Genomic DNA, 24,282 nt, shown 5'->3' on the forward strand with positions numbered 1-24,282 from the left:
ACACCTAGGAGAATCAAAATGAAACAACACTACGATTATATTATCGTCGGTGCGGGTTCGGCCGGCTGTGTGTTAGCGGATCGCTTGAGTGAGAGTGGTCAGCACTCAGTATTATTACTGGAAGCGGGTGGTACGGATAAAAGTATTTTCATCCAAATGCCAACAGCACTTTCGTACCCGATGAACACTGAAAAATACGCTTGGCAGTTTGAGACCGTACAAGAAGATGGTCTTGATGGACGCCAGTTGCACTGTCCTCGCGGTAAAGTTCTCGGTGGTAGCTCTTCTATCAACGGTATGGTTTACGTACGTGGCCATGCTTGTGATTTCGACCAGTGGGAAGAAGAGGGAGCAAAAGGTTGGAATTACCAAGCGTGCTTACCGTACTTCCGCAAAGCTGAATCCTGGGTCGGTGGTGCTGATGAGTACCGCGGTGACAGTGGTCCGCTAGGTACATGTAGCGGCAATGACATGAAGCTGAACCCGTTGTATGAAGCCTTTATTGAGGCTGGTAAAGAGGCGGGCTATCCAGAAACTGACGATTACAACGGTTTCCAGCAGGAAGGCTTCGGTCCGATGCACATGACCGTTGATAAAGGCGTACGCGCTTCAACCTCTAATGCATACTTAAGCCGTGCCAAAAAGCGCAAGAACTTCACGCTCATGAAGCGAGTAACTGTGCGTCGTGTATTACTTGAAGAAACAAGGCTTGGAGATAAAGGGCCGGAAGGGAAAAAAGCGGTCGGCGTTGAATTTGAGAAAGCGGGTTCAATTCAGCAGTGTTTTGCGAAAAATGAAGTCATTTCTAGTGCAGGCTCAATCGGTTCGGTACAGCTACTTCAACTTTCCGGTATTGGTCCTAAAGATGTACTGGAAAAAGCGGGCATCGAGTTGAAACACCAGTTGGAAGGGGTAGGTAAAAACCTGCAAGACCATCTGGAAGTGTACTTCCAATACCACTGTAAGCTGCCAATCACACTGAACAGTAAACTAGGCTTGGTGAGCAAAGGGCTAATCGGTACCGAGTGGATTCTGACTCGAAAAGGTCTTGGCGCAACCAACCATTTTGAATCGTGTGCGTTTATTCGCTCGCGTGAAGGGCTGAAGTGGCCAAATATTCAATATCACTTCCTACCTGCAGCTATGCGTTATGACGGGCAAGCAGCATTCGAGGGCCATGGTTTCCAGGTTCACGTCGGTCCTAACAAACCAGAGAGCCGAGGCACTGTAGAGGTGGTTTCTTCTAACCCGAATGATAAGCCAAAGATTGAGTTTAACTACATCTCGACCGAGCAAGATAAACAGGACTGGCGTGACTGTATTCGTCTGACGCGCGAAATTCTCAATCAACCTGCGATGGATGAATTCCGTGGTGACGAGATTCAACCAGGTCTTCACATCACTACCGACGAACAAATTGACGAATGGGTTAAACAGAATGTTGAGAGCGCTTATCACCCATCGTGCAGTTGCAAAATGGGTGCAGACGATGATCCGCTAGCCGTACTGGATGAGCAGTGTCAGGTACGCGGCATCCAGGGTTTGCGTGTTGTGGACTCGTCGATTTTCCCAACCATTCCAAATGGTAACTTGAACGCGCCAACCATCATGGTTGCAGAACGGGCTGCGGACATGATCTTGGGTAACGCACTAGAAAAAGCAAATAACACTCCTGTTTGGATTGCACCGAACTGGCAAGAGATGCAGCGAATGCATCCACCGAAAAGAGACTTGGAATCGATCTCTTAATCTTTAAAAACTGAGAATAAAGTCAGAAATTATTAAAAGGAATTCAACATGTCTAAGATGACGAAAATACTATCGACTATCGCGTTAAGCTCTTTAGCTACCGGCGCTTACGCAAACCAATGTGAAACCGTTCGGTTTGCCGATGTAGGCTGGACAGACATTACCGCAACCACGGCTGTAACCACAGAGCTACTGAAAGGCTTGGGTTACAAAACCAAGACGGATCTGCTGTCTGTACCAGTAACTTATTCTTCTATGGCGAATGGCGACATTGATATCTTCCTTGGTAACTGGATGCCAACGATGGAAGGTGACATTGCTAAGTACCGAGATGCTGGCACTGTCGAAACAGTAAAAGCGAACCTTGTCGGCGCGAAATACACTCTGGCAGTACCAAAATACGTTTATGACGCAGGTGTGAAGAGCTTTGCTGACCTGGAAAAACATGCTGACAAATTTAAAGACCGCATTTACGGCATTGAACCAGGTAACGATGGTAACCGCTTAATCCAATCCATGATCGACAGCAATGCGTTTGGTTTAAAAGACTTCAGTCTGGTTGAATCAAGCGAAGCGGGCATGGTGTCACAAGTATCACGTGCGGTACGTCGCAATCAGTGGATCGTTTACCTGGGTTGGGCGCCGCACCCAATGAACAGTAATGTTGAAATGGAATACCTATCGGGTGGCGATGATTTCTTCGGCCCAAATTACGGCGGTGCGAACGTTTATACGAACGTACGTAAAAACTACCTTGCTGAGTGCCCAAATGTGGGCCAATTGGTGAAAAACCTAGAGTTCAGCCTAGAAATGGAAAACGAGCTGATGGAAGCGATTCTTAACCAGAAGCAAAAACCATCTAAAGCCGCACAAGCTTGGTTAAACGCGAACGCAGACAAAATCGAAGCGTGGCTGAAAGACGTGAAAACCGTCGATGGTCAAGACGCACAGTCGGCAATTGCTCGTTACCTTAAAGACAACGCTTAATTGATTTTTCTTAGTGGGCAGCAATGCCCACATCATCAACACAAAGGTTTTATTGTGAATTTTATTACGGACAACAAACTACCGTTGGGCCAATGGATGGAAACGGGCGTCGATTGGTTAACCATCAATGCATCAGGTTTTTTTGATGCAATCTCTATTACTCTTGAAACCATTATTATGTTTGTGGTGGATATCTTTAAATGGATGCCGCCAGCCGCTCCTATCATTATGACTGCTGCGTTAGCGTGGTTTTTGCACCGCAGTCTCCCGTTGGTCGTATTTATTGTATTGGCTCTGTTGGCAATTCTTAACCTTGGCTACTGGCAAGAAATGCTGGAAACCTTTGTTCTCGTGTTTGCAGCGACAACGATTTCCGTATTAATTGGCGTGCCACTTGGGATCATGGCAGCGCATCGTCCTTGGTTATACACCTTGCTCAGACCTATTCTGGACCTGATGCAAACCGTACCGACATTTGTGTACTTGATCCCGACATTAGTTTTGTTTGGTTTAGGCATTGTACCGGGACTGATTTCAACCATCATTTTTGCCATTGCCGCACCAATTCGATTGACGTATTTGGGCATCATCAAAGTGCCAGAAGAACTACTGGAAGCGGGTAAAGCATTTGGTGCAAGCCGTATGAAGTTACTGTTTAAGGTGGAGTTACCTGCGGCATTACCTAGCATCATGGCGGGGGTTACCCAATGTATTATGCTATCTCTTTCGATGGTGGTCATTGCCGCACTAGTAGGTGCAGATGGTTTAGGTAAGCCAGTTGTACGCGCACTGAACACGGTAAATATCTCACAAGGTTTTGAAGCTGGTTTAGCGATTGTTCTTGTTGCCATCATTCTTGATCGCTTATGCAAAGCGCCAAACCAGAAGGAGGCTTAATCATGGACGCAATTACTATTGAAAATCTTGATGTGGTGTTTGGTCAGCAGCAATCACAAGCTTTGGCTTTGCTGGACCAGGGTAAGTCTCGCCAGGAGATCATCGACGAAACTGGTCAAGTAGTTGGTGTTGATAATGTATCTCTGACGGTCAAGCGTGGAGAAATCTGTGTATTGATGGGTTTGTCGGGTTCTGGCAAATCCAGCTTGCTTCGTACAGTAAACGGACTCAACGATATTTCTCGTGGCTCTCTGAAAATCCAAGACGGCGATGATATGGTGGAGCTCGCTAACTGTAATGAGCAAACGCTTCGTCATTTACGTACTCATCGAGTGTCGATGGTGTTCCAGAAGTTTGCTCTGATGCCTTGGCTAACGGTACTAGATAACGTTGCCTTTGGTCTGGAAATGCAAGGCATCGGTAAAGCAGAGCGCCGTGCAAAAGCACGTGAACAGTTAGAAATGGTAGGCTTGTCAGAATGGGAGAGTAAGCTCCCGCATGAGCTATCTGGTGGTATGCAGCAGCGTGTGGGCTTGGCTCGTGCGTTTGCGATGGACACAGATATTCTTCTCATGGATGAACCGTTTTCAGCACTTGACCCACTGATCAGAGCGCAGCTGCAAGATGAACTGATTCTGCTGCAAGAAAAGCTCAATAAAACCATTTTGTTCGTCAGTCATGACTTAGATGAAGCACTTAAAATTGGTAACAACATTGCCATTATGGAGTCGGGTAAACTCATTCAGCATGGTAAGCCAGAGCAGATCATTCTGGCACCAGAAACCGATTATGTGGCGGACTTTGTTGCCCACACGAATCCTCTGAATGTGCTTAAAGGACGTTCTCTAATGAAGTCGAGTGATGCTCTGGTACGTGAAGAAGAGCGTGTACTTATTTGCCCTGATAAAGAAATTTGGGTGACGCAAGAGCCTAAAGGCCTGAGTTTGTCGGACTCTGAACAGTCACTGATTCAGTGGGTGAGCGAATCATCGAACCTCGATGATGTCGAATCTAACTCTGTGGTTCAGGTTAGCCCGAACATCAGCATGCGCGAAGCGATAGAGCTTAAGCAGCGCAGTAACCAGCCTCTGTGGCTGGTGGAAGATGACAAGTTGGTTGGTGTGTTGAGTGATCACGAGTTGTATGACGCGCTGCTTGGTAATTTTAAATCCGAGCAAGTGGCTTAGTTGAGATAAACGTCTGAACTGAAAGCGATACTCAACTCAAATTACACTCAAAACAAACAAGCCGCACATCAATGTGCGGCTTTTTCATTCAACAATGATGATTTCAATCAGCTTTTAAAGCGTGGTGATAACATCATCCAATGCCATACGCGCTTTAGGTAGACCGTGATTGTAGTCTTCACCATCTTTGTGGTAACCAATCGCCAGCGCAACTTCACAAACGTGGCCTTCCAACTCGTCTTTAAATTCTTCGCCAATCAGCTCAGGATCAACGCCTTCCATTGGAGTTGAGTCAATACCAAGGCGCGCTAATGTGTGCAGTAGGTTACCCAGTGCGATGTAAACTTGCGCCTTAGTCCAATGACCGTTGAAGCCATTTTCATCGGTGTTCGCTTCGGCAAATGCGTATGCGCCCATAAAGGTGTTGTACATCTCTGCAGGTAGGTGACCTGAGGTGACTTCGGCATCCACACGTTTTGCTAACTTCTCTTTTGTGAACTTAGGATCGTAAGCAAGAAGGATCGTGTGCGACGCCGTGGTTGCGTGTGGTTGGTTAAATTGGTGTTTGTTCGTGAACGTGCTGTGGAAACGTTGTTTCGCTTCATCACTTTCAATCACGATGAATTTCCATGGTTGCGAGTTAATTGACGATGCAGACAGACGAATGGCTTCTTTGATGATGGCCATATCTTCTTGAGAAATGCGTTTTTCTGCGTCGTATTTTTTCGCTGTGTAGCGGCTGTTTAGATCTTTAATGATTTGATGAGACACGTTTTTATCCTCGTTATTCAGTTTTATATCGGCCGCTTTTAGCTTCGACAACCACGCGTACCTCGAAAGTGAGTTCATAGTACCGAATAACCAGCAATTGATAAGATGGCTTTTATTTAAATCACTTTTAACTTTTTGTTGAAAATCGAACAGAGAACTTGGGAGTGATGTTTCAAACTCTGCGTAGAGAACGTGGTCTTTGCTGTTTCTTGGCCAAAATTACAAGCTTTGAGATATTCGCTTGCCCCTTGTTTGAGATATTAAATTACACTCATAAAATATGAGTTGTACTCTGGTTTTCGTTTGGAGTGGTCATGAATGTGATTGAGGTTTTCAACGACAGTTACGAGCGTTGTGTTCTCAGTGAGCACTTTTTCGAGCGGTTTTATGCCAAGTTTTGGTCGAAAGGAGAGAGCTTTCGGCAGAAATTTGAAGGCGTAGATATGCAAAAGCAAGTTCGTATGCTCAAAGGCTCGATCGTCTTTTTTATGATGACAGACACGTCTTCTGATGCGCGGAAAATGATGGAAAAGTATGGCAAAAAGCACGGTATCGGTAACATTGGTGTCAAACCCGAAGACATTGATATTTGGTTTGAAAGCTTATTGGAAACAGTACAAGAGTGTGATTATGAGTACAACTCCGACGTTGAAAAGGCATGGCGCGCTTGTTTTAAATCGGGTCTGGAAATCATGAAACGCGAATGTGGTACGCCGCCAAGTAAATCCGACACGGGTCAGTGATCGAAAGGTTTGTGATATCTAATATGAAGAAGCGGCCTTACTGTTTACACCAAACTCAACGAGACCAAACTAAGTCCGCTCAAGTTAAACCAAAGCCGCTTCCGCCCTTACTTGAAAATTGATGTGGCTATTCTTCTTTATCCTGCCCCTGATTCTTTTTAACGGCATCGGCAATGTCCGACACCGCTTCGACCAAATTAATTGGCATTGGGAAGATGATGGTTGAGGTTTTGTCCGTCGTAATTTCGGTTAAGGTTTGCATATAGCGTAATTGCAGCGCGTTTGGCGCTTCGTTTAGCATTTCTGCGGCTTCTTTCAGCTTGTTCGACGCTTCTAATTCACCCGTTGCGTGAATCACTTTCGCTCGGCGGTTACGTTCAGCTTCGGCTTGGCGAGCCAGCGCGCGAACCATGCTGTCGTTCAAATCGACGTGTTTGACTTCGACGGTGGAGATTTTAATGCCCCAATCGTCGGTTTGTTGATCGAGGATGGACTGTAAATCCTTGTTGAGTCGTTCTCGTTCGGACAGCAGTTCATCCAATTCGTGTTGGCCCAGCACTGATCGCAGCGTTGTTTGTGCTAACTGGCTGGTGGCATCGCTGTAACTTTCAATATTGTTGATTGCCATTTGTGGGTCAACCACACGAAAATACACCACCGCGTTAACGCGCACAGAGACGTTATCTTTGGTGATCAAATCTTGTGTTGGTACATCCAGCACAATGGTTCGTAAATCAACACGAACCATTTGTTGGATGAAAGGAATCAAAATGATCAAGCCCGGGCCTTTTACTTCTTGAAATCGCCCCAGAAAGAACACTACGCCTCGTTCGTACTCGCGCAGAACCTTAAACATTTGTGTCGCTAATGCGAACAGCAGCACCACGATCACAGCAACAGTGTAGAGCATCATAAACGCCTCCTATTCTTTAGGGCGGTCATTGGGCTTCACCGTTAAGGTTAGCCCTTTAACATGAACAATGGTGACCGATTCACCTTGTTTGAGTTCTTGATCTTGTTCGGTTTTCGCTTGCCAAAAAGCACCTTCAAACTGCACGCGGCCTTGTCCGTCGATGAAGTCGTCACTCACAATGGCATGTTTACCGGGGTAGGTCTCTAAACCTGTGGTGACGCCTTTTCCTCGAATCCTGAGTAAGAAACCAATAGTGAGAAGAATCAACGCGATCGAGAAAATAGCGATACCAAAAATCAACGGTAGGGCAATTTGGAAGCCCGGGAGCTCGCTGTCCATCAGGAATATTGAACCAAGCACAAATGCTACTACGCCGCCCAAGCCTAAAATGCCAAAGCTCGGGCTAAAGGCTTCGGCAATCATGAGCGCGATACCGAGTAGCAGCAGTCCTAAACCTGCGTAGTTGACGGGCATCATTTGCAGTGCGTACATCGCAAGCAGTAAGCAGATGCCGCCAAGCACACCGGGTAAACCCACTCCGGGGTTATAAAACTCGAGTAATAGGCCGTAAATGCCGATGAGCATTAGAATGTAGGCGACGTTAGGATTGGTGATCACCGCAAGCATTTCTGCGCGCCAGTCCGGTGTTCTTTCAACCCAAATGGGATTGTCGAGTGACAATGTCACGGGGAGATTGTTCACCTTGACGGATTTACCGTTTATTGCGGTGACCAACTCTTCTGGCGAGTTGGCGATGACATCAATGACATTGAGTTCTAAGGCTTCTTCCGCGTCTAAACTGGCGGCTTCACTGACGGCTTTTTCTGCCCATTGTGCATTGCGGTCATGTAATTTTGCGAGCCCTTTAATGTAGGCTTTTGCGTCATTGATGACCTTTTTCTCCATGGCGGTTTTAGCCGGAACTTGATCGCCGCTCTTTTCTGCATTGGGTTTGTTTTCATCCGAGGCTTCTTTGTCTTTGCCGTCATCAGAAGAGGGCGCTTGTGGTGCACCACCTATGGCGACAGGTGTTGCTGCGCCTAGGTTGGTCGCTTCTGCCATTGCCGCAACGTGGCTGGCAAGCAGAATGTAAGTGCCCGCGCTCGCGGCTCTTGAGCCTGAAGGCCCAACCCAAGTCGCAATCGGTGTGGTCGAGGTTGTGATGGCGTGAATAATGTCTCTCATCGCGCTATCTAGCCCGCCAGGGGTATCCATTTTGAGAATCACTAGGCTCACGCCGTTGATTTGAGCTTGTTCAATTTCCCTAGTGAGGTAGTCACTGTTGGCTGGGCCAATTGCCCCTTTTACGGGCACAATCCAAACCGTATTTGCCAGTGTTTGGCCAGCAAATAGAAGCAGCGGTAGCAGCCATATCCATGTCCGTTTCATGCAGTCCTCCTTGTCCGGTGACAGGGACTTATTGAAAACCTTGTTTAAAGTATATACGCAGACATTTATATCGGGTTGAAACCGTGTTCGATCATCAGTGCGATGCAATACTGAGTCTTACTTGGCAAGAAGCAGAGAGATTGGGGAACAAAAAAGGCAAAGCGACAGAGGCCGCTTTGCCTTGGGAGGGGGAGCTAGATTAACAGTGGGGCAAGCCAGAAAACTGAGCGAATGCGTCTTCTCGAGTCATCGGTTTATAGAAGTAGAAACCTTGTAACTCATCTATATTCCACACTTTTAGTTTGCGGACTTGGCTGGCCGTCTCGACGCCTTCTGCGACGATGGTTAATCCCAACTCTTGCGACATATTGGCAATGTTTCGCACGAGCGTTTTGGCTCGGTCGTTGGTTTCAATTTCATCCACGTACGATTTGTCGAGTTTGACGATGTCTAGCGGGAAGTTGCACACGCTGCTGAATGATGCGTAGCCCGTACCAAAATCGTCCAACGCCAGTTGTACGCCCAGTTGTTTGATTTCGTTGATGCAGTGGATGGATTCCGTTTCGCCGCCCATCAGCATACTTTCGGTGATTTCTAGCACCAAATGTCCTGCAGAGATGTTGTGCTCTTCAATCATGGATTGCAGGAATGAAATCAGCCGTGAATGGTAGAAATGCTGCGCACTCAGGTTGACGTGCACCGTCAGTGGCGGCAAGCCTTGGCTGTGTCTCTTTGTGTTCAGTTTGCCGATAAAATCGCAAGACTGATTGAGGATGGACTCTCCAAGCTCCACAATCAGTTTCCCTTGCTCTGCAAGCGGAATAAAGATCAACGGCGAGATAATGCCAAGCGTTGGATGCGGCCATCGAGCCAATGCTTCAAAGCCAATGATTTCACCTGATTTCGCGTTCACGATTGGTTGAAAATAAGGAATGATGTTGTCTTGTCGAATCGCTACTTCTAAGTCGCGATGGATGATCATCGACGTTTCTGCCTGCTCAGATAATTCACCATCAGCGACCAACACTTCATGCATGTGACGACCGCTCATTGACTGCGCTGAGTAACGAGCAACAAGCAATAGGTGCTCAAGGGATTGGTGGGTGATTTTAGGGTCAACCATCACGGCTTTGCTGTCGAGCGACAACATAATCCCAGAGAGTTCGATTTTGTAAGAGAGCTGATTTAACAGTCGGTTCGCCGCCTCCAACGCGTCGCTGTGACCGCTTGCGTTGGGAAGAATGACGATGAACTCATGCTCACTAATCCGACCAATTTGGTGAGTGCCCAAATGGTCACGCAACAAAGTCGAGATGTACTGGATCGCCTCATCAAAAATCAGGTGTCCGTACACTTCAGCGATTTGCTTGAGGCTCTTACTTGTGATGTAGATGAACGAGAAGTGATTCGGCTGGTGTTTCACCAACTCTTCAAGTGCACCTAAGATCACTGGGCGATTACAAAAGCCGGACACAGGATCAAAATCGGTCAGTTTTTGAATCATCTCAGCTTGTTGTTTGTTTTCACTCAAATCTTGCAACAGCAGCATCAAGGCGGTGTGCCCGTTGTGCTGAATCAGTGTTGCTTCTATTAAACAATCGATGGTTTCGCCATGGCTGTCTAGCATCTGTGCTTCAAACTGATTGCGGCCATGTTGAAGCTCTCGATACATTGCATCAACACGACACTCATCAGCAGTCGTAGGGCAGAGCGTGTCTAATGGCTGCTCAAGAAGGTCGGATTTTTTATAACTCAGTAGTTCAAGCGCTCGATGGTTGGCGTCGACGATTTCACGTTCAATAACGATCAGCATGCCTAACGATGAGCTGTGGTAAAGTGCGCCGAATTTCTCCATGGAGTCTTTCAGTTGTAACTGAGTCATAGACGTGTTTTCAGAGAGCTTTTGCACAAGCTTTGTCGCGAGTTCTAACTCATCGAACTTTACGGACTGCAAACCTTCAAGCTGATATTGGGAGGCGATTTCGTTAATGCCTTCTGCAAAATGGCTAAAGCGTGTTGCCACCTTTCTTTTGAAGATGAAAAACGTGCTGGTAGCAATGACTGACGCTACCACCCCAACCGTCGCAAAGAGGTAAATAAAGAGCGTATTACCTTTTGAATAGTGTTCACGTTTGGTTTGTGTTTTCAACCATGCAATCGGCTCACCCGCGAGATCGCTGATTGGGGTCCATTTGATGATGGACTCTGAGGTTTTATCGATGCTTTTAGTTTTGGCATGATCGACAGGATTAAACGACTTGGTCACGAGCGTATTGCTGGCAGACATCATCGCTTTAAAGTCGCCAGGGAAACGCTCAGACAGATTGCGTCCCCAAAGCATCCAGCCGTTCGAAGGACGATCTCCTTCGCTGTTGCGAACTGGAGCTAAGCTCAACCCCCAAATGTTGTCATTGATCTTAAATATGCCCGCCAAACTTTCGCGGTGAACATCAAGCTTACTGTTCATCGCCAAAATATGCTGTTGGAGGAGTGGCACGGACACGACTTTATTGTTTAGTGAGGATGAAGACTCTGGTGTGTTTTCACGACTCAATGACACTAAGGATTGACCATCCAGTGTGATAAACGACATCAAATCGAGGTTCAGCGCATCAAGGGTTTCGACATATAAGTTGCGTTCGCTGTAACCTGCGATGTCACGGTGTGCGAAAAGGTCATAGGTCTCATCCCAGTAAGCCCAATCATAGGAACTTCCTTCTTGCTGAGTCACCATCATGTCAATTACGGCTATAGCTTGCTGACTTGAGTGGTCAATTTCCATGTTTTCCAACTCATCTAAGCTGTACAGGAAAAAGTAACGGCTGATAAAAAGAAAACTAATTATCATCCCGAGCAGACCGAGCGAGAAATACAAGGCAGTCTTGTAGCGAAGATTTAAGTTAAACAAGCGAGGTGTTTGCATTAAAAAATAGTTATAAGTATTAGTTTTAAAAAAGTGTACGACATATCATATTTGAAATAGTTGATGCTCGTCCAACTTGTCGACATCCATTTTCGCTCGCTTATCTAGGTTATACAGTGAGTTAACCGATTGCTTTTTAAGCAAAACGAGCAGTAAATTAATAAAAAAGTAGATAGTACAATCGCTTAGATAACAGCGCTTCTAGCACGTCATTTTTTGCAAAAAATTTTGTTGATTGTTTAACACGCCTTGATACAAGCATCCGTTTTTCATTCGTCTGTTGACGTAGTAAACTGCGAAAAAACAACAGGAAATTGTGATGTTTATAGTTCAACGCTTGGTCAAATTGGCCATCATCTGTGTCATCTTCTTCACCATCTTTGATTTGATTGCTTACGGTGAAGTCACTTGGTTTTATCGCCTGCTTGCCTTCATCAACTAGCCACGCTCTATTGCCTTCCTGACGCGAGTTCGAATTCTATTGGACTCGCTCTGTCTGTTTTTACCTCTCTTCCTTTTGAGCTTTATACAAAACAAAATCATACCTTTTACTCTCGCCTGAAAATGGCAAAAAATCGCATTTGCAACTAGGTTCATAATTAGGGCGTTCTAGGAAGTTCAAGTTATGAGGCTGAGTACAGCTATCAAATGGGGTGCCGCCGTGCTATTCGTTTGTACCGCATCATCCGTCAGTGTTGCAAAAGCAGAAGTCGAACTTGTTTTGCCTATCGAGGGCGATCCGGTCGTCGACGTTAAGTTAGCGCGGATTGGTTGGCATTTATTTAGAGATCCCAACTTGTCATCGAATGGTAAAGTCAGTTGTGAAAGTTGCCACAATCTACAAACGAATGGCGCGCAAAACACAGCCGTAGCAGCAGGTGTAAAAGGGGCAGGAATACGAAACGCGATCACGGTTTTTAATGCGTCACTGAATTACCGACTGTTATGGGATGGCTCGTCGAATACGTTAGTCTCTCAAATGGATGGCCCAATTCACGACCCGTTAGAAATGGATTCCAACTGGCCGAAGATTGAAAGCTACGTTCAAAACAACGAGCAATATCAAGCGCTGTTTAAACGCGCTGGAAACCTGCCAATTTCTATCGACAACATCCAAGCGTCCATTGTTGAGTTTGTGAAAGGGCTTGAAACTCCAGGCGCGCCGTTTGATGCCTACTTATTGGGTTACACGCATGTTTTGAATGAGAAAGCGAAACGCGGTTGGAAAACCTTCCAGAAAGCTGGGTGCGTACAATGTCATCAAGGGAAAAATGTTGGCGGCGCGATGATTCAACGCTTCGCTTACTTTGAGCATAAACCCGTGCAGAAAGACACAGGTCGCCATTTACTAACAACGGAAGGGGATGAGGGGTATTATTTCCGTGTTGCCAGTTTAAGAAACGTCGCATTAACGGGGCCGTATTTTCATAACGGGCAAGTGACCACCCTTGCTGAGGCCATTCAAATCATGGCGCAAACGCAGCTTGGTATTACGATGAGTGATAACAACATCGAAGACATCGAAGCGTTCTTGACGTCACTCAGCGCCCCAAGGCCAGTAATATTAGAGGTGCTGGAAAATGAATAAGTTTAGGTTGGTCAATTCATGCTTATTTATTGCGATGCTGGTGGCGTGCACCTTTGCCTACATGGCTCACATTAATTCCAAGAGTACGCAACAACTTCATAGCGCGCTTTCTGAGGTCGGCCATCAGCTGATTGAAGAACGCGATGTGATCGTGAATCAGTATGCCATCAAGGAGCGAAAGAACTTCGAGCTCACTAAATCGTTGGTTGATATTGAAGTTGAAGCGGAAAAATTGGCTGATACCTTCGATAATGCCGTTTGGTTTCCCATCTCACCCAACCGCCAGAAAATACAACAGACGTTAGCCAAGTTTGAGCAACGGGTTATTCAAACCACTTCGCAATTAGACATGTTGATTGGGGTACAAGTCGAAAATCAATATGCCTTGCTGATGCTGTTGGACATCTATGAAGAGGAGTTTTCGACGCACATTGGTGAAACGCAATTAGATAAACATTACGTCGAGTTTTTTAGCCGCGACTTAGTGAATCAAAGTGGGGAGCAAAGCGAAAGTGGCGCGAACTTTTTGGGGCGCTTACATGAAAGCGATAAAAAAATCGAGCTGTTGACCAATGAGCTACTGGATCACAATTACTTTGTGTTTGTGGAAGAGGCCGAGCACTCACTTCTTGATCTCGCCCAAAATGAGGCGCGCTTCACTTGGCTGTTTGTGTTTGTCGCAGTGATGTTGTTAGTCGGGTCGTTCTTGTATCAACTGCAATACCGAATGCACAACTTGAAGCAGCTTAACTCGGAGTTGGAAGCCGAGACGGACAAAGCAGAGCGAGCGGCGAAGGCTAAATCCAGCTTTCTTGCTGCAATGAGTCACGAATTAAGAACGCCAATGAATGGTGTGCTCGGGATTTCTCAGTTGATTGCAGAGGAAACCAAAGAGCCCGTCACCAAAGAGCACATTAAGGTGATTCTGGATTCAGGGCAGCATTTAATGACTATCCTCAACGACATCTTGGACTTTTCTAAAGTTGAGGAAAATAAGCTAGAACTGGAAGAGGCCCCGTTTCATCTTGAGCAAGTCTTAACTCCGGTTTGCAGCGCCATACAACCGTTAATTGATGAAAAAAGCATTGAGCTGATTGTTGAGAACGACGTTCCGAACAACACCGAGTTTACAGGCGATTGTGCTCGACTTCGCCAAATTTTGTTTAATTTGGCGGGTAACGCCGTGAAGTTTACCAATGAAGGGCACGTACTGATTCGTACAGAGTTAAATGGTGAAGACCAACAGCTGTTGATCATCGTTAGTGATACGGGGATCGGTATCGCGCCCGATAAACAAGGGCGAGTATTTAACTCCTTCGAGCAAGCAGATTCTTCAACTACAAGAAGGTTTGGAGGAACGGGTTTAGGGTTGGCCATCGTTAAAAAGCTCACTGAACTTATGGGTGGTTCTATTACCTTAAAGAGCGTAGAGGGGGTCGGCACGCAGTTTATTGTCACTTTGCCGATACCATGGAATGAGAGCGAAAAACCGAGCCCGCAGCATACGCCAGTTCAAACCCGAAGCACTCAGAACTTGCGCATTTTGTTGGCAGAAGATAACCGCGTAAATGCTTTGGTAGCGAAAGGCTTTTGCGAAAAGTTAGGGCACACAGTAGATGTCGCAGAAAACGGGCTAGTTGCTGTAGAAAAGGCACGCGACAACGACTATGACCTTATCTTGATGGATAATCACATGCCAGAGATGAATGGTGTCGAAGCGACCCGTTTTATTCGCGAAAAGCTAGGGGTAAAGACGTTGCTGTTTGCCTATACTGCGGATGTCTTTCGTGAGGCCCATGACCACTTTATCGCGGCAGGTGCCGATCATGTCCTAACCAAGCCTCTACAGCGGGAAAGTTTTGCTGACGCTTTGAAGCAATTCAGTGCGAGGCTCAAAGTGAAACAAACCGAAGAGGTATCGCCAGCGAGCAATGTATTGCAACTGCAACGTAAGCCGATTGAAAACTTGAGGCTGACGGAAGAGGAACTGTCGAACTCCGAAATGTTGGCGTCCCTCAAAGAACATCCGAATGAGTTACTTGCTCTGCTCAACAGCATTATCACCGATTTTGAACTGGCGGTTGATGACCTGATTGAAAACTTTATGCAGAGCGATTTCGACTCTCTCAAATTGACGATGCATACGACCAAGGGAATGGCGTTGAATTTAGGGCTGAAGATACTGGCTAGCCAAGCGCTGGAACTCGAAACACAGTTAAAAATGAACCAAGTGCCAGCGATTGAACAGCTACAGATGTTGATCAATCGCCTCCAAGTGAATATTCATCAAGGACACCGTTTGAGAGATGAGTTAGTAAAAGCGCAACAAAACTCAGAACAGGTGCTTTGAAGTGGCTGTTCGCTCATTTCACTCAGTGTCTGTTTTCTTTCCGTATTGAGCTGTGATTTACTACACCACTCAACAATCAGGGAATGAGTATGAGTAAGCACACGGCATTAATAGCGTGGCAACGCCAGGCCAATGAAATCTTTAGCGATAATCAATACAGTAGAGCGCACACTTGGCGCTTTGATGGCGGTTTGTTAGTTCCTGCTTCGCCATCTCCTTATGTTGTTCCGTTGCCGCTGTCGGTAGAAGAAAACGTCGATCCCGAAGAGGCGTTTGTTGCGGCACTTTCTAGTTGCCATATGTTGGTTTTCCTTTCGATTGCAGCAAAGCGTCGTTATGTGATCGACTCTTATGTTGATGCAGCTGAAGGGGAGTTGACCGTTGGTGAAAATGGGAAAGAGTGGGTTTCGAGAGTGGTGCTAAATCCGACAGTTGTATTTTCTGGTGATAAGCAGCCAAGCTATGAGCAATTGGAAAAAATGCATCACATGGCGCATGAAAACTGTTTTATCGCGAATTCGGTGAAAACGGAGATCGTAACCAATATTCTTCATTCTGATTAATGCTCTACAGCCAAGCTAAAACTCTAAATCGCAGTGATAGTGATGAGATATGAGTGACCTGTTTCACACTATTGCTTCGTTGCCTGCCTTAAATGCGTGATTGTTGTGCAGTCGCGCAACTCGTTTGTTGTTAAATTAATGTTAATCTTGTGCCATGTGTGATTAGTAAAGTCAGAATCATGGACGTAATTAAGCCTTTGGACTCATTTATTCAGCAAGATGGTATGCCGGTTTTTGGGCACTTGTCGGCGATTCCAAGATCACTCGATTTAGAGTCATTTCAATATCTCAATGAGATGGACAATCCTGTATCGAAGTGGCGAAAACATTTCGACTACAAGCAGTTCCAGTTCGTGTCTCTCGTGACCCCTGACTATGTCGTCGGGATTGCTATTGCCGATATTCGCTATTTGGCCTCCGGATTTTGTTATTTGTTCGATATTAAGCGCAATGCACTCACCGAGCAGCAATGGCTTAAACCTTGTCAGCTTGGCTATCAGACTCAACCATCGAGCTGGCTGAGCAAAGCGCATCTCGCGAACAATACGATTCAGTTCTCTATTGAGGAAGGGCAGTGGCATGTTCAGTTTGTGACGCCTTCCGTTAACGCCAACATTACACTGCATCCACAGCCACAAAGTTTGCCTCTTATGCTCTCTACGCCAACGGGTTACTCCGGATGGACGTATACGCAAAAACACAACGCGCTGACGGTAACAGGGAATCTATTTATTCTGGGTGAAGAGCAAGATCTGTCACAGGTTGCTGCGGGTTATGATTTCTCGGCGGGTTACATGCGAAGGGAAACGAGCTGGCGCTGGGCGAGTGTCAACCATAAAGACGGCGACAAAAGCTTGGGTCTCAACCTCGCCGCTGGCGTAAACGAAACCGGGTTTTGTGAAAATGTACTGTGGGTGGATGGTGAAAGGCATTTGCTTAATCCGGTGCAGTTTCAATTTTCACGTCAGAACCCGCGTACTGATTGGCGCATCACCTCCGAAGATGGTTGCGTAGACTTAGTGTTTGAGCCTATCAATCAACGTTCTGAGAAAAAGAACTTCTGGTTTTTGAAAAGTAACTTTCGTCAATATATCGGCCACTTTTCAGGGTTTGTTGTGGATGGCAATGGCAGTAAGCACGAACTCGACGGTGTTGTGGGTTTAACGGAAGATCACTACGCAAAATGGTAGATAAGACAATGGATTGGTCACAAATCATGGAACGACCGGAGCTCTTGCTTATGGCTTTGGCTCCCATCTTTTTTCTCTGCATCGCCGCGGAATACGGTTTGGGACAGCGTCGAGGTAAACTGCCTGACAGCGCACAATATTATTTGCCGGAAGTGGCGTGTAACTTTGTGTTGGCGGGATTACATCAAGCTGCTGATATTTTAACGGGGCTGCTGATTGCGCACTTCTACTTGTGGATGTTTGATTGGCGATTATTTGATATCGAAATGAGTGTATCGGCCTTCTTGCTTCTTATGTTGCTGCAAGACTTTTTCTATTACTGGTTCCACCGTGCTAGCCATCGTATTCGTTGGATGTGGGCGGCACATGTGGTGCATCACAGTTCAGAAAGAATGAATTTTAGTACGGCGTTTCGCCAAAGCTTGATGTACCCATTGGCGGGGATGTGGCTGTTCTGGCTACCTTTGGTCATTATTGGTTTTGACCCTAAATGGGTTGTATTCGTGGTGTTGTTGAATCTAGGTTTGCAGTTCTTTGTGCACACGCAGTCGATTCGGTCACTTGGCCCACTGGAGTGGGTATTCAACACGCCGTCTCACCACAGAGTGCATCACGGGATCAATCGTCAATATATTGATAAAAATTACGCAGGTGTTTTGATTATCTGGGATCGAATGTTTGGCACTTTTGAACCAGAAATAGAAACGGTTCGTTATGGCATTTCTAAACCGGTAAACAGCTTCAACCCAATTAAGGTGACGTTTGCAGAATGGAAAGATATGTTCAACGAGGTACGTCGACCAAATTTAACGTGGCAACAACGTTGGCGCTGTTTGTTTGCTCCGCCTTCGGATTCAACTGAGTAACTTAGAAAAGAATTTTTTGGGAGTAGATAGATATTGGAGCGGGCAGCGGGAATCGAACCCGCATCATCAGCTTGGAAGGCTGAGGTAATAGCCATTATACGATGCCCGCGCATCGATAGGACTCAGCTAATATGCCACATTGATTTCAAAAGAAAAGTCTTTTTTCATCAGTCGCTTGTCAGTTGTATAAAAAACTGTCTTCTTGGTGAAAAAACACGCTTTTGATGGACGTAAATGGCTTCCTGATGATGCTCGACGAAAATGACACCGTTATGTGACAGAGCTGGCTCATTAATCGTCAATCCATTTGATGGTTTAATAATCACCTGACATTGAACACTTATCATTCATGGTCAAGACTCAATATTGAAATGACACAACTTTATTGTCAGCCGTATAAGTAAAAAAACGAGGAGAGCGCGTATGTGGAAAACAGTAACAATTGGGACAATGGCGCTTTTGATGGCCGCTTGTACGACAGTAACAACAGACGTGGATAAACAAGCGGACTTCGCTTCTTACAAAACGTTTGATTTTGGTACTCAAAATGATGCTCCAGCAAGTATTGATGGACGCCGTATAGAACAAGGTTTGGCTGCTCAACTGGAATCGAAGGGGCTTTCTCGAGTTGCAAGTGGTGGTGATTTATACGTTCATCACGATATCGTTGAGGAGTCGGAGTTGGTATCGTCTGGTTCTTCTTTTAGCGTCGGTTATGGATGGAACAGCTTTGGTGTGATTACATCAAGCCCTGAACGATATAAAGAACGCAAATACGGGAAGTTAGTGGTAGAGCTGGTGGATAGTAAAGCGAACCAAGTTGTGTGGAAAGGCGTTTCAAGCCGCAAGTTAACCGAATCAATGAGTACTGAGAAAAGGGAAAATTTGATCACAGAAGAAGTGGCGAAAATGTTCGAAAACTACCCATACGGTAAGAATTAAGTCCTCAGTTATATCAAACTGAGTGGCTAAAACCACGAGGCGAGAATTTCGATTGCAAATTCTCGCCCTCAGAGTTAAAAGTACGTATTACTGTGATGTAGGTGAACGTTGTGCGTGCTCTTCTTATTAGCTTTTTCGGGCTATTTCTGAGCTTATTGGCGGTTTCTGTCGGCCAAGAATCAACGTCGCCTGAAACTACTCACCACTACACCGTCGGCAGTGCGTTTTATGATGAAGACGCACAAGTTTCCGAAACGCCACTAGCACCACCTTTTCATTCGTTTGCTAGCCTGTTAAATCGGAATGCACTGCGAGTTCATGATTCAAAATCAGAGCTTGATGAGCTCGATATCGGTTGGTTCGAAACGTTGGCTCCTCACTGGAACCGCGCTTTATCAGAAACGCCATCTTTGAACGTGGGTCTGACTGTTTTTCTTGGGCTTGCGAAAGACTTCTCTCATTCAAAATACCAAATTGGAGATGGGTTAGGCTCTAATCTTATCTATCGGTTTATTCACGCTCGATAGTCCTAAGCATCTACCTTGTTGTTATTTAGTGATGTTTAGGAGCTTTTTTATGTTTGATTCAATGATGGGCGTCTTGCTTGCCTTTTGGCATCAAGACTTTTCTGCACTTATGGCGCCAGGAAGTGCAGGGATTATTTATATTGTCGTGGCGACATTAATCTTTTTGGAAAGTGGTTTTATTCCTGCTGCGCCATTTCCGTGCGATAGCGTAGTGGTGTTGTCTGGCACACTTGCGGCGGTAGGCGTGCTTGATCCTATTGCCATCATGTTGGTGATTATTGTGAGTGCGGGCTTAGGAAGTTGGGCGGCATACTTGCAAGGAAAATGGCTAAACCGCCTACCTAAAGTTCAAGGCTGGGTGAATGCTGTCCCACAGAAAAGACTCGAACAAGTCGATGTTCTTTTGGGTAAACATGGCTTAGTTGCATTGTTTTGCGCGCGTTTTATTCCTGTGGTGCGTTCGCTTTTGCCATTGATGATGGGATTACGTGTGAAACGCGTGTCAAAGTTCCATTACTTTGCATGGCTGAGCGCCATATTGTGGACGTTGTTACTGTGCGGCTTTGGCATGCTCCTGCCTTTACTTCCGGAGAATATCAGCAAGATGGTGACGATGGGGTTAATGGCTGCGCCAGTGATTACTCTTACTATTGCTGTGATGAGTTTTGTGATCCTCAAGGTGCGCAAAGCGCGATTTAAATCTAAGGCGGCGTCTCAGCTTTCTTAACAATGGTTCACTCATGTGTAACTAGGATATTGATGTAAGCAAAAGGCGCAGAGAATGCGCCTTTTGTTTTTGGAACTGTTGACCCTTTACCGAGTTCTTCATTCTCGCTGGTGTCAGTAGCCCACGCGGTAGAGCTGCTCACCAACTTCTTTACACTGTGTTTGATAGAACTGTTCTATCTCAGAATCGTTGTTGTCTTGTGCTTTAAACTCGGTTTCGGTGGAAGAGAGTTGGCTAAAGCTGTAACCACGTTCAGACATCAAGTAATGACGAAAAACGGCTCGGTGCTCTGGTATCGCGTTACGAGCATTGGACGCATTTGCGCATTCCAATAGCGTTTCGTTTGTCATTTTTTCCGCGTTTGTGTCTGTATTTGCAAATGTTGGTACTGCAGTGAAAAGTAGGGTCGTTAACGCTGCTGCTGTGAATTTTTTCATAAATAGACCTCGAATCAGATCAGATAAATTTGAGGACATCCATGCCTGGTGTGGCATGCTTCCTTGTTTTTCTTTGTGGTATCAAACTGTGATGATCGATTCGCGGCCGTGTTTAAACACGTACAGTAAATTCGCCTCTTTCCGCCCTGATAAACGATAGAGAGAACGTTGGTTTTTTAACATGCCATAGCTATCAGTAGGCAACGGAATAGTTTGCCACGCTAACTCTTTTAATGGAGGAGGCAAAAACGCGACAAGTAGATGGTATTCAGATTCAAAGCTGAGGGAGAGCGATCCGTCATCAGTAGATGTTCGGCGGTAACTCACCAGAGCGAACAAGTCTCGCTTGATGTGGCGTTCAAACCCGTCAGAACCCCAATAGTGTTGCTGCGCTTCTGAATGTGGGGCGTTGACTACGGATTGAAAATCAGATTGCACGAGTTTGTCGAGGCGTTCTGACGTCACGAGATTTGTATTGTGGTGCGCTGCATGTAAATGCCCAGAGAGCATGGAAAGTGTCAGCACAAATAAAATACGAAGAAGATAACGCAAAAAACAATCCTAAACATCAGTGGGTATAGATTTGGGCAATACATCAGTCGGTAAATGACCAATTGTGCGTATACTAACGAGACGAAACAGGAATGAACAGTGTTTTAAGCGAATCTAACCAACACCTGAAAAAGCGCTAATAGATTCATGACGTGATTGACTCTCAAAGAGCACACAAATATTGGCGTTGTTCTGCTCGACATGCGATTTTATTTGCGACTTGTGAGAACATCAGGCGACAAAAAAGGGAGCTAGGCTCCCTTAGTATTGGTGTGCTGCGTGGTTTACGCGCTGGCGTAGATCACGCTGCCACCTTTAATCGTGTCAATGATTTCGCGTGACAGCTTTTGAGGTAACGCTGGGCAACCCCAACTGCGTCCCAAGTAACCGTTCTTTTTAATGAAAGAAGGATTCGCATAGTCTGCGCCGTGTACAACGATGTAGCGCTCGCGAGCTTTGTCATTAAGGCCAGAGCTAAGACCATCTAGTCGCAGTGAATAGCCGTTAGAACCGTAGTATGTTGTGTCTGTCAAAAACGTGCCAAGTGATGTTTTGCGAGAATTCACGACGTTCGAAAACTGCGTTGCTGTTTTCTTTCCGCTATTCACACCATGAGCCACGTAAGTGTTGTAGATCAGCTTCTTTTTGTTTACGTCCACAACATAAAAACGTTTTTCGGTCGATGGTTTGCTGTAATCAATAATGGTTAGTATCGACTTCTTTCTATCTGGTGTTTTTTGGTAGGCGATGAAGGCATCGCGAAACAGTTTAAAGTCGATGACGCCATTGAGTTTGGCTTCTTTATATGTTTTTTCAATAACTTGTTGGGATACGCGGTTCTCTGTCTTGCTATTTGGGTGTTGCGCCATTGCAAAAGGAGAAACCGACAAACATGTCCATATCAACAATAAAAATAACTTTTTCATTTTGACTAAATAAAAACTCTTTGGTGTTACAAATTTATCGATTGCTTCATGCACTCGTTAAAACAACTTGCACATCAATATAATTATATTCCCAATGTTTCTTATTATGCATAAAAGCACGTAATGTTGGGATTCCATTAAGTTTCAAGGGTTCTGTCTAACCAATTGAAACTGCTTAATATTAATAAGTTAATCGTTGCTTTTGAAAAACTTCGACGTAAATACTAGCCGATTTCGCTAATTAATAAAACTGTGTTTAGCAATATTTTTGATAGAGTAAAGTTAAAAAACAATGTTTAATTAAATGGATGTGGAAAATATCTTTTAATTTCAAAGTATTTATTAGAACCATGAGCGAAGGACAAAAAGTTTACTCTGTGATCCAGCTCGAAACGCCGCGTTACTTAAGGGGCTGTCTCTGATCGTTGTGATTACGGTTTTATAAATAGAATAAAGGATGTAGAACGGAAAGATAGATAAAGAGCTCTTCATCTGAGCGTTTCACTCCAACTGAAAAAAGTGAAAAAAATGTGATGATGAGTTTTATAAGATACGGGGATGGAACGAATGGAAACTCTAAATCAGGCAATTCTATATAAGGAAAAACGAAAGTGATGGGTAGCCATTATTTTTATGTTTTCTTTTTATGAACTGAATAAGCAATTAGACTTTTATTATAAATGAATTAATGTTCGGTTAAGACAAGTTGAAACGGAATTAGTTTCATTTTTTAAAATTATTTTTATTCGATAAATAAAAATTGTGGTCTGGATAAAATATTATTTTGTCTTCTCTGAATTTGTTTCTTAAGTTTTTTGAGCAAAGTACGGTTATAAGTCAAATCTTCACTCAGAACATTGTGTTAGTTTCTAAACACTAATTTGGCTAGTTGAGGTCGTTATCGCGTTATAGAATTACGCTTAACGACCGCTTGCTTATCAATAAGATCATTTTCAGGGAGAAGAATTAATGACGAATAAATGTGGTCAATGCCGACAATTCACGAGAGTGAAATCAAGCGATCAGGATATATGTGGCGCTTGGGGACACCCTACCTGCGCAACTAGGATAGCTTGCGAATTTTTTATGCCTACTATTTCAGCGAAACTGCGTGTCCCGACAAGTCAAGAACCCAAAAACTGAGGTTGTAGAGAAGCTCTCATTGCCTCATTGCTGATTGTTTTGACTGATAGCGTACGGAATATTCCCCCTTTAAATCTCAAGGGTATATAATGTGTAGCGCGTCGCAAAAGGGCGGCGCATTGCTACACTTCAGGACTCGTATGTTTAAGAAATCTCTTGTTTTCATTCTTGCCGCGTTTTCACTTCCTACTTTTGCTGCATCAACGATAGGTATTGTTGGCGCGATGGATGTAGAGGTTGAAGCTCTGCTGCCAAAAATTCAGAATCAACAAATCAAAAAAGTTGCGAACCACACTTTTTATATCGGTGAGCTTGAGGGCAAATCCGTCGTGGTAACGCAATCTGGTGTTGGCAAAGTCAATGCTGCGATGACGACCACTTTGCTGATTGAATCTTTTGGTGTGAACCAACTGATTTTTACTGGTATAGCAGGAGCAAGTGACCCGAAACTTGATCCATTGGACGTGGTTATTTCTACTCGTACTGTACATCATGACGTTGATTTAACCGCATTCAACAAACCGAAAGGGTTATTACCGGACTATCAAGAGCGCTACTTTTATGCTGACAAAGCGCTACAAAATTACGCGTATGAAGCAGCGGTGGAGACGTTAGGCAAAGAGAGTGTGTTCCGAGGCATCATTGCTTCTGGTGACCAATTTATCGCCAGTAAAGTAAAAGTTACGGGCATCTACCAAGAGTTCAACGCGATGGCCGTTGAAATGGAAGGTGCAGCATTGGGACAAGTTGCAACCGCCTTTAAGGTTCCGTATGTTGTCATCCGCACGATTTCCGACAAAGCGGATGGTTCCGCTGATGTGGTTTATTCTGAGCTGAAAAAAGCGACGGCAGATAACTCAGCAACCATTACGCTCAACATGCTTAAGCGCATGCAATAGGGTGAGAATACGA

At 45.1% G+C, this 24,282-nt stretch carries 22 protein-coding genes and 1 tRNA gene; 15 read left to right on the forward strand and 8 right to left on the reverse strand.

Annotated elements, in window-relative coordinates:
* The first annotated feature begins 18 nt into the window (after positions 1-18).
* From betA to choV, 4 genes are read left to right on the forward strand one after another with little or no spacing between them, the layout of a single operon-like run.
* Entirely contained in the window at positions 19-1,749 is a 1,731-nt protein-coding gene (gene betA, locus ACF8OV_RS19940; RefSeq protein ID WP_258495437.1) for a choline dehydrogenase, read from the forward strand.
* 48 nt (positions 1,750-1,797) lie between these two features.
* Complete coding sequence (locus ACF8OV_RS19945; protein ID WP_017447429.1) at positions 1,798-2,736, forward strand: choline ABC transporter substrate-binding protein; 939 nt, start codon at positions 1,798-1,800, stop codon at positions 2,734-2,736.
* 54 nt (positions 2,737-2,790) lie between these two features.
* The gene (choW, locus tag ACF8OV_RS19950; protein ID WP_005487988.1) at positions 2,791-3,633 is read left to right on the forward strand and encodes a choline ABC transporter permease subunit; all 843 of its coding nucleotides are present in this window, start codon (positions 2,791-2,793) and stop codon (positions 3,631-3,633) included.
* A gap of 2 nt (positions 3,634-3,635) precedes the next feature.
* Positions 3,636-4,820: a choline ABC transporter ATP-binding protein gene (gene choV, locus ACF8OV_RS19955; protein ID WP_317676213.1), complete on the forward strand. Its 1,185-nt coding sequence runs from the start codon at positions 3,636-3,638 to the stop codon at positions 4,818-4,820.
* 114 nt (positions 4,821-4,934) lie between these two features.
* On the opposite strand, the gene ACF8OV_RS19960 is transcribed toward choV, so the two are convergent.
* On the reverse strand, positions 4,935-5,591 hold the full coding sequence (locus tag ACF8OV_RS19960) for an NAD(P)H-dependent oxidoreductase (RefSeq protein WP_317676212.1): 657 nt from the start codon (positions 5,589-5,591) through the stop codon (positions 4,935-4,937).
* A gap of 314 nt (positions 5,592-5,905) precedes the next feature.
* Here ACF8OV_RS19960 and ACF8OV_RS19965 point away from each other — a divergent pair, with 314 nt between their 5' ends.
* Positions 5,906-6,334: a globin gene (locus tag ACF8OV_RS19965; RefSeq protein WP_005488076.1), complete on the forward strand. Its 429-nt coding sequence runs from the start codon at positions 5,906-5,908 to the stop codon at positions 6,332-6,334.
* 127 nt (positions 6,335-6,461) lie between these two features.
* Here the strand turns inward: ACF8OV_RS19965 and ACF8OV_RS19970 are convergent, their stop codons facing one another.
* From ACF8OV_RS19970 to ACF8OV_RS19980, 3 genes are all read right to left on the reverse strand, one after another.
* The gene (locus ACF8OV_RS19970) at positions 6,462-7,247 is read right to left on the reverse strand and encodes a slipin family protein (protein ID WP_042765493.1); all 786 of its coding nucleotides are present in this window, start codon (positions 7,245-7,247) and stop codon (positions 6,462-6,464) included.
* A gap of 9 nt (positions 7,248-7,256) precedes the next feature.
* Positions 7,257-8,636 (reverse strand): nodulation protein NfeD, encoded by a 1,380-nt coding sequence (locus ACF8OV_RS19975; RefSeq protein ID WP_021449505.1) that lies wholly within the window; start codon positions 8,634-8,636, stop codon positions 7,257-7,259.
* A 199-nt stretch (positions 8,637-8,835) separates the two neighbouring features.
* Positions 8,836-11,559, reverse strand: coding sequence for an EAL domain-containing protein (locus ACF8OV_RS19980; RefSeq protein ID WP_069501980.1), 2,724 nt, complete (start codon positions 11,557-11,559; stop codon positions 8,836-8,838).
* A 319-nt stretch (positions 11,560-11,878) separates the two neighbouring features.
* Here ACF8OV_RS19980 and ACF8OV_RS19985 point away from each other — a divergent pair, with 319 nt between their 5' ends.
* The 6 genes from ACF8OV_RS19985 (at position 11,879) to ACF8OV_RS20010 (ending at position 18,116) form a co-directional block, all read left to right on the forward strand.
* A complete protein-coding gene (locus tag ACF8OV_RS19985) occupies positions 11,879-12,001 on the forward strand; it encodes a hypothetical protein (protein WP_017447435.1) in 123 nt (40 codons plus the stop codon).
* Positions 12,002-12,184: 183 nt separating this feature from the next.
* The gene (locus ACF8OV_RS19990) at positions 12,185-13,147 is read left to right on the forward strand and encodes a cytochrome-c peroxidase (RefSeq protein ID WP_203503250.1); all 963 of its coding nucleotides are present in this window, start codon (positions 12,185-12,187) and stop codon (positions 13,145-13,147) included.
* Positions 13,140-15,497, forward strand: coding sequence for an ATP-binding protein (locus tag ACF8OV_RS19995; RefSeq protein ID WP_188010426.1), 2,358 nt, complete (start codon positions 13,140-13,142; stop codon positions 15,495-15,497). The genes ACF8OV_RS19990 and ACF8OV_RS19995 overlap by 8 nt, the downstream gene beginning before the upstream one ends.
* An 89-nt stretch (positions 15,498-15,586) precedes the next feature.
* Positions 15,587-16,060, forward strand: coding sequence for an OsmC family protein (locus tag ACF8OV_RS20000; protein WP_005488054.1), 474 nt, complete (start codon positions 15,587-15,589; stop codon positions 16,058-16,060).
* Positions 16,061-16,239: 179 nt separating this feature from the next.
* Positions 16,240-17,250, forward strand: a complete 1,011-nt coding sequence (locus ACF8OV_RS20005; protein WP_025502028.1) for a DUF2804 domain-containing protein — start codon at positions 16,240-16,242, stop codon at positions 17,248-17,250.
* Positions 17,251-17,258: 8 nt separating this feature from the next.
* The gene (locus ACF8OV_RS20010) at positions 17,259-18,116 is read left to right on the forward strand and encodes a sterol desaturase family protein (protein WP_021821779.1); all 858 of its coding nucleotides are present in this window, start codon (positions 17,259-17,261) and stop codon (positions 18,114-18,116) included.
* A 34-nt stretch (positions 18,117-18,150) separates the two neighbouring features.
* Here the strand turns inward: ACF8OV_RS20010 and ACF8OV_RS20015 are convergent.
* Positions 18,151-18,225 (reverse strand) — tRNA-Gly (locus ACF8OV_RS20015).
* Between the two features lie 314 nt (positions 18,226-18,539).
* Between ACF8OV_RS20015 and ACF8OV_RS20020 the strand changes: the two genes are divergently transcribed.
* The 3 genes from ACF8OV_RS20020 (at position 18,540) to ACF8OV_RS20030 (ending at position 20,312) form a co-directional block, all read left to right on the forward strand.
* Entirely contained in the window at positions 18,540-19,058 is a 519-nt protein-coding gene (locus tag ACF8OV_RS20020; RefSeq protein ID WP_140121214.1) for a DUF4136 domain-containing protein, read from the forward strand.
* Between the two features lie 110 nt (positions 19,059-19,168).
* Complete coding sequence (locus ACF8OV_RS20025; protein ID WP_031412605.1) at positions 19,169-19,585, forward strand: hypothetical protein; 417 nt, start codon at positions 19,169-19,171, stop codon at positions 19,583-19,585.
* Positions 19,586-19,634: 49 nt separating this feature from the next.
* Positions 19,635-20,312 (forward strand): DedA family protein, encoded by a 678-nt coding sequence (locus tag ACF8OV_RS20030; RefSeq protein WP_020837984.1) that lies wholly within the window; start codon positions 19,635-19,637, stop codon positions 20,310-20,312.
* Between the two features lie 113 nt (positions 20,313-20,425).
* Here the strand turns inward: ACF8OV_RS20030 and ACF8OV_RS20035 are convergent, their stop codons facing one another.
* From ACF8OV_RS20035 to ACF8OV_RS20045, 3 genes are all read right to left on the reverse strand, one after another.
* Entirely contained in the window at positions 20,426-20,749 is a 324-nt protein-coding gene (locus ACF8OV_RS20035) for a hypothetical protein (protein WP_203503247.1), read from the reverse strand.
* A gap of 81 nt (positions 20,750-20,830) precedes the next feature.
* Positions 20,831-21,301 carry a hypothetical protein gene (locus ACF8OV_RS20040; RefSeq protein WP_203503242.1) on the reverse strand — a complete coding sequence of 157 codons (471 nt, stop codon included), beginning with the start codon at positions 21,299-21,301 and terminating at the stop codon, positions 20,831-20,833.
* Between the two features lie 284 nt (positions 21,302-21,585).
* Entirely contained in the window at positions 21,586-22,227 is a 642-nt protein-coding gene (locus tag ACF8OV_RS20045; protein ID WP_025552862.1) for a murein L,D-transpeptidase catalytic domain family protein, read from the reverse strand.
* 1,283 nt (positions 22,228-23,510) lie between these two features.
* On the opposite strand from ACF8OV_RS20045, the gene ACF8OV_RS20050 reads away from it, so the two are divergent.
* Positions 23,511-24,269 carry a 5'-methylthioadenosine/adenosylhomocysteine nucleosidase gene (locus tag ACF8OV_RS20050; RefSeq protein ID WP_005463697.1) on the forward strand — a complete coding sequence of 253 codons (759 nt, stop codon included), beginning with the start codon at positions 23,511-23,513 and terminating at the stop codon, positions 24,267-24,269.
* Positions 24,270-24,282: the final 13 nt, after the last annotated feature.

This window comes from Vibrio sp. GLN_1, assembly GCF_043106015.1.
Classification (GTDB): Bacteria; Pseudomonadota; Gammaproteobacteria; order Enterobacterales; family Vibrionaceae; genus Vibrio; species Vibrio parahaemolyticus.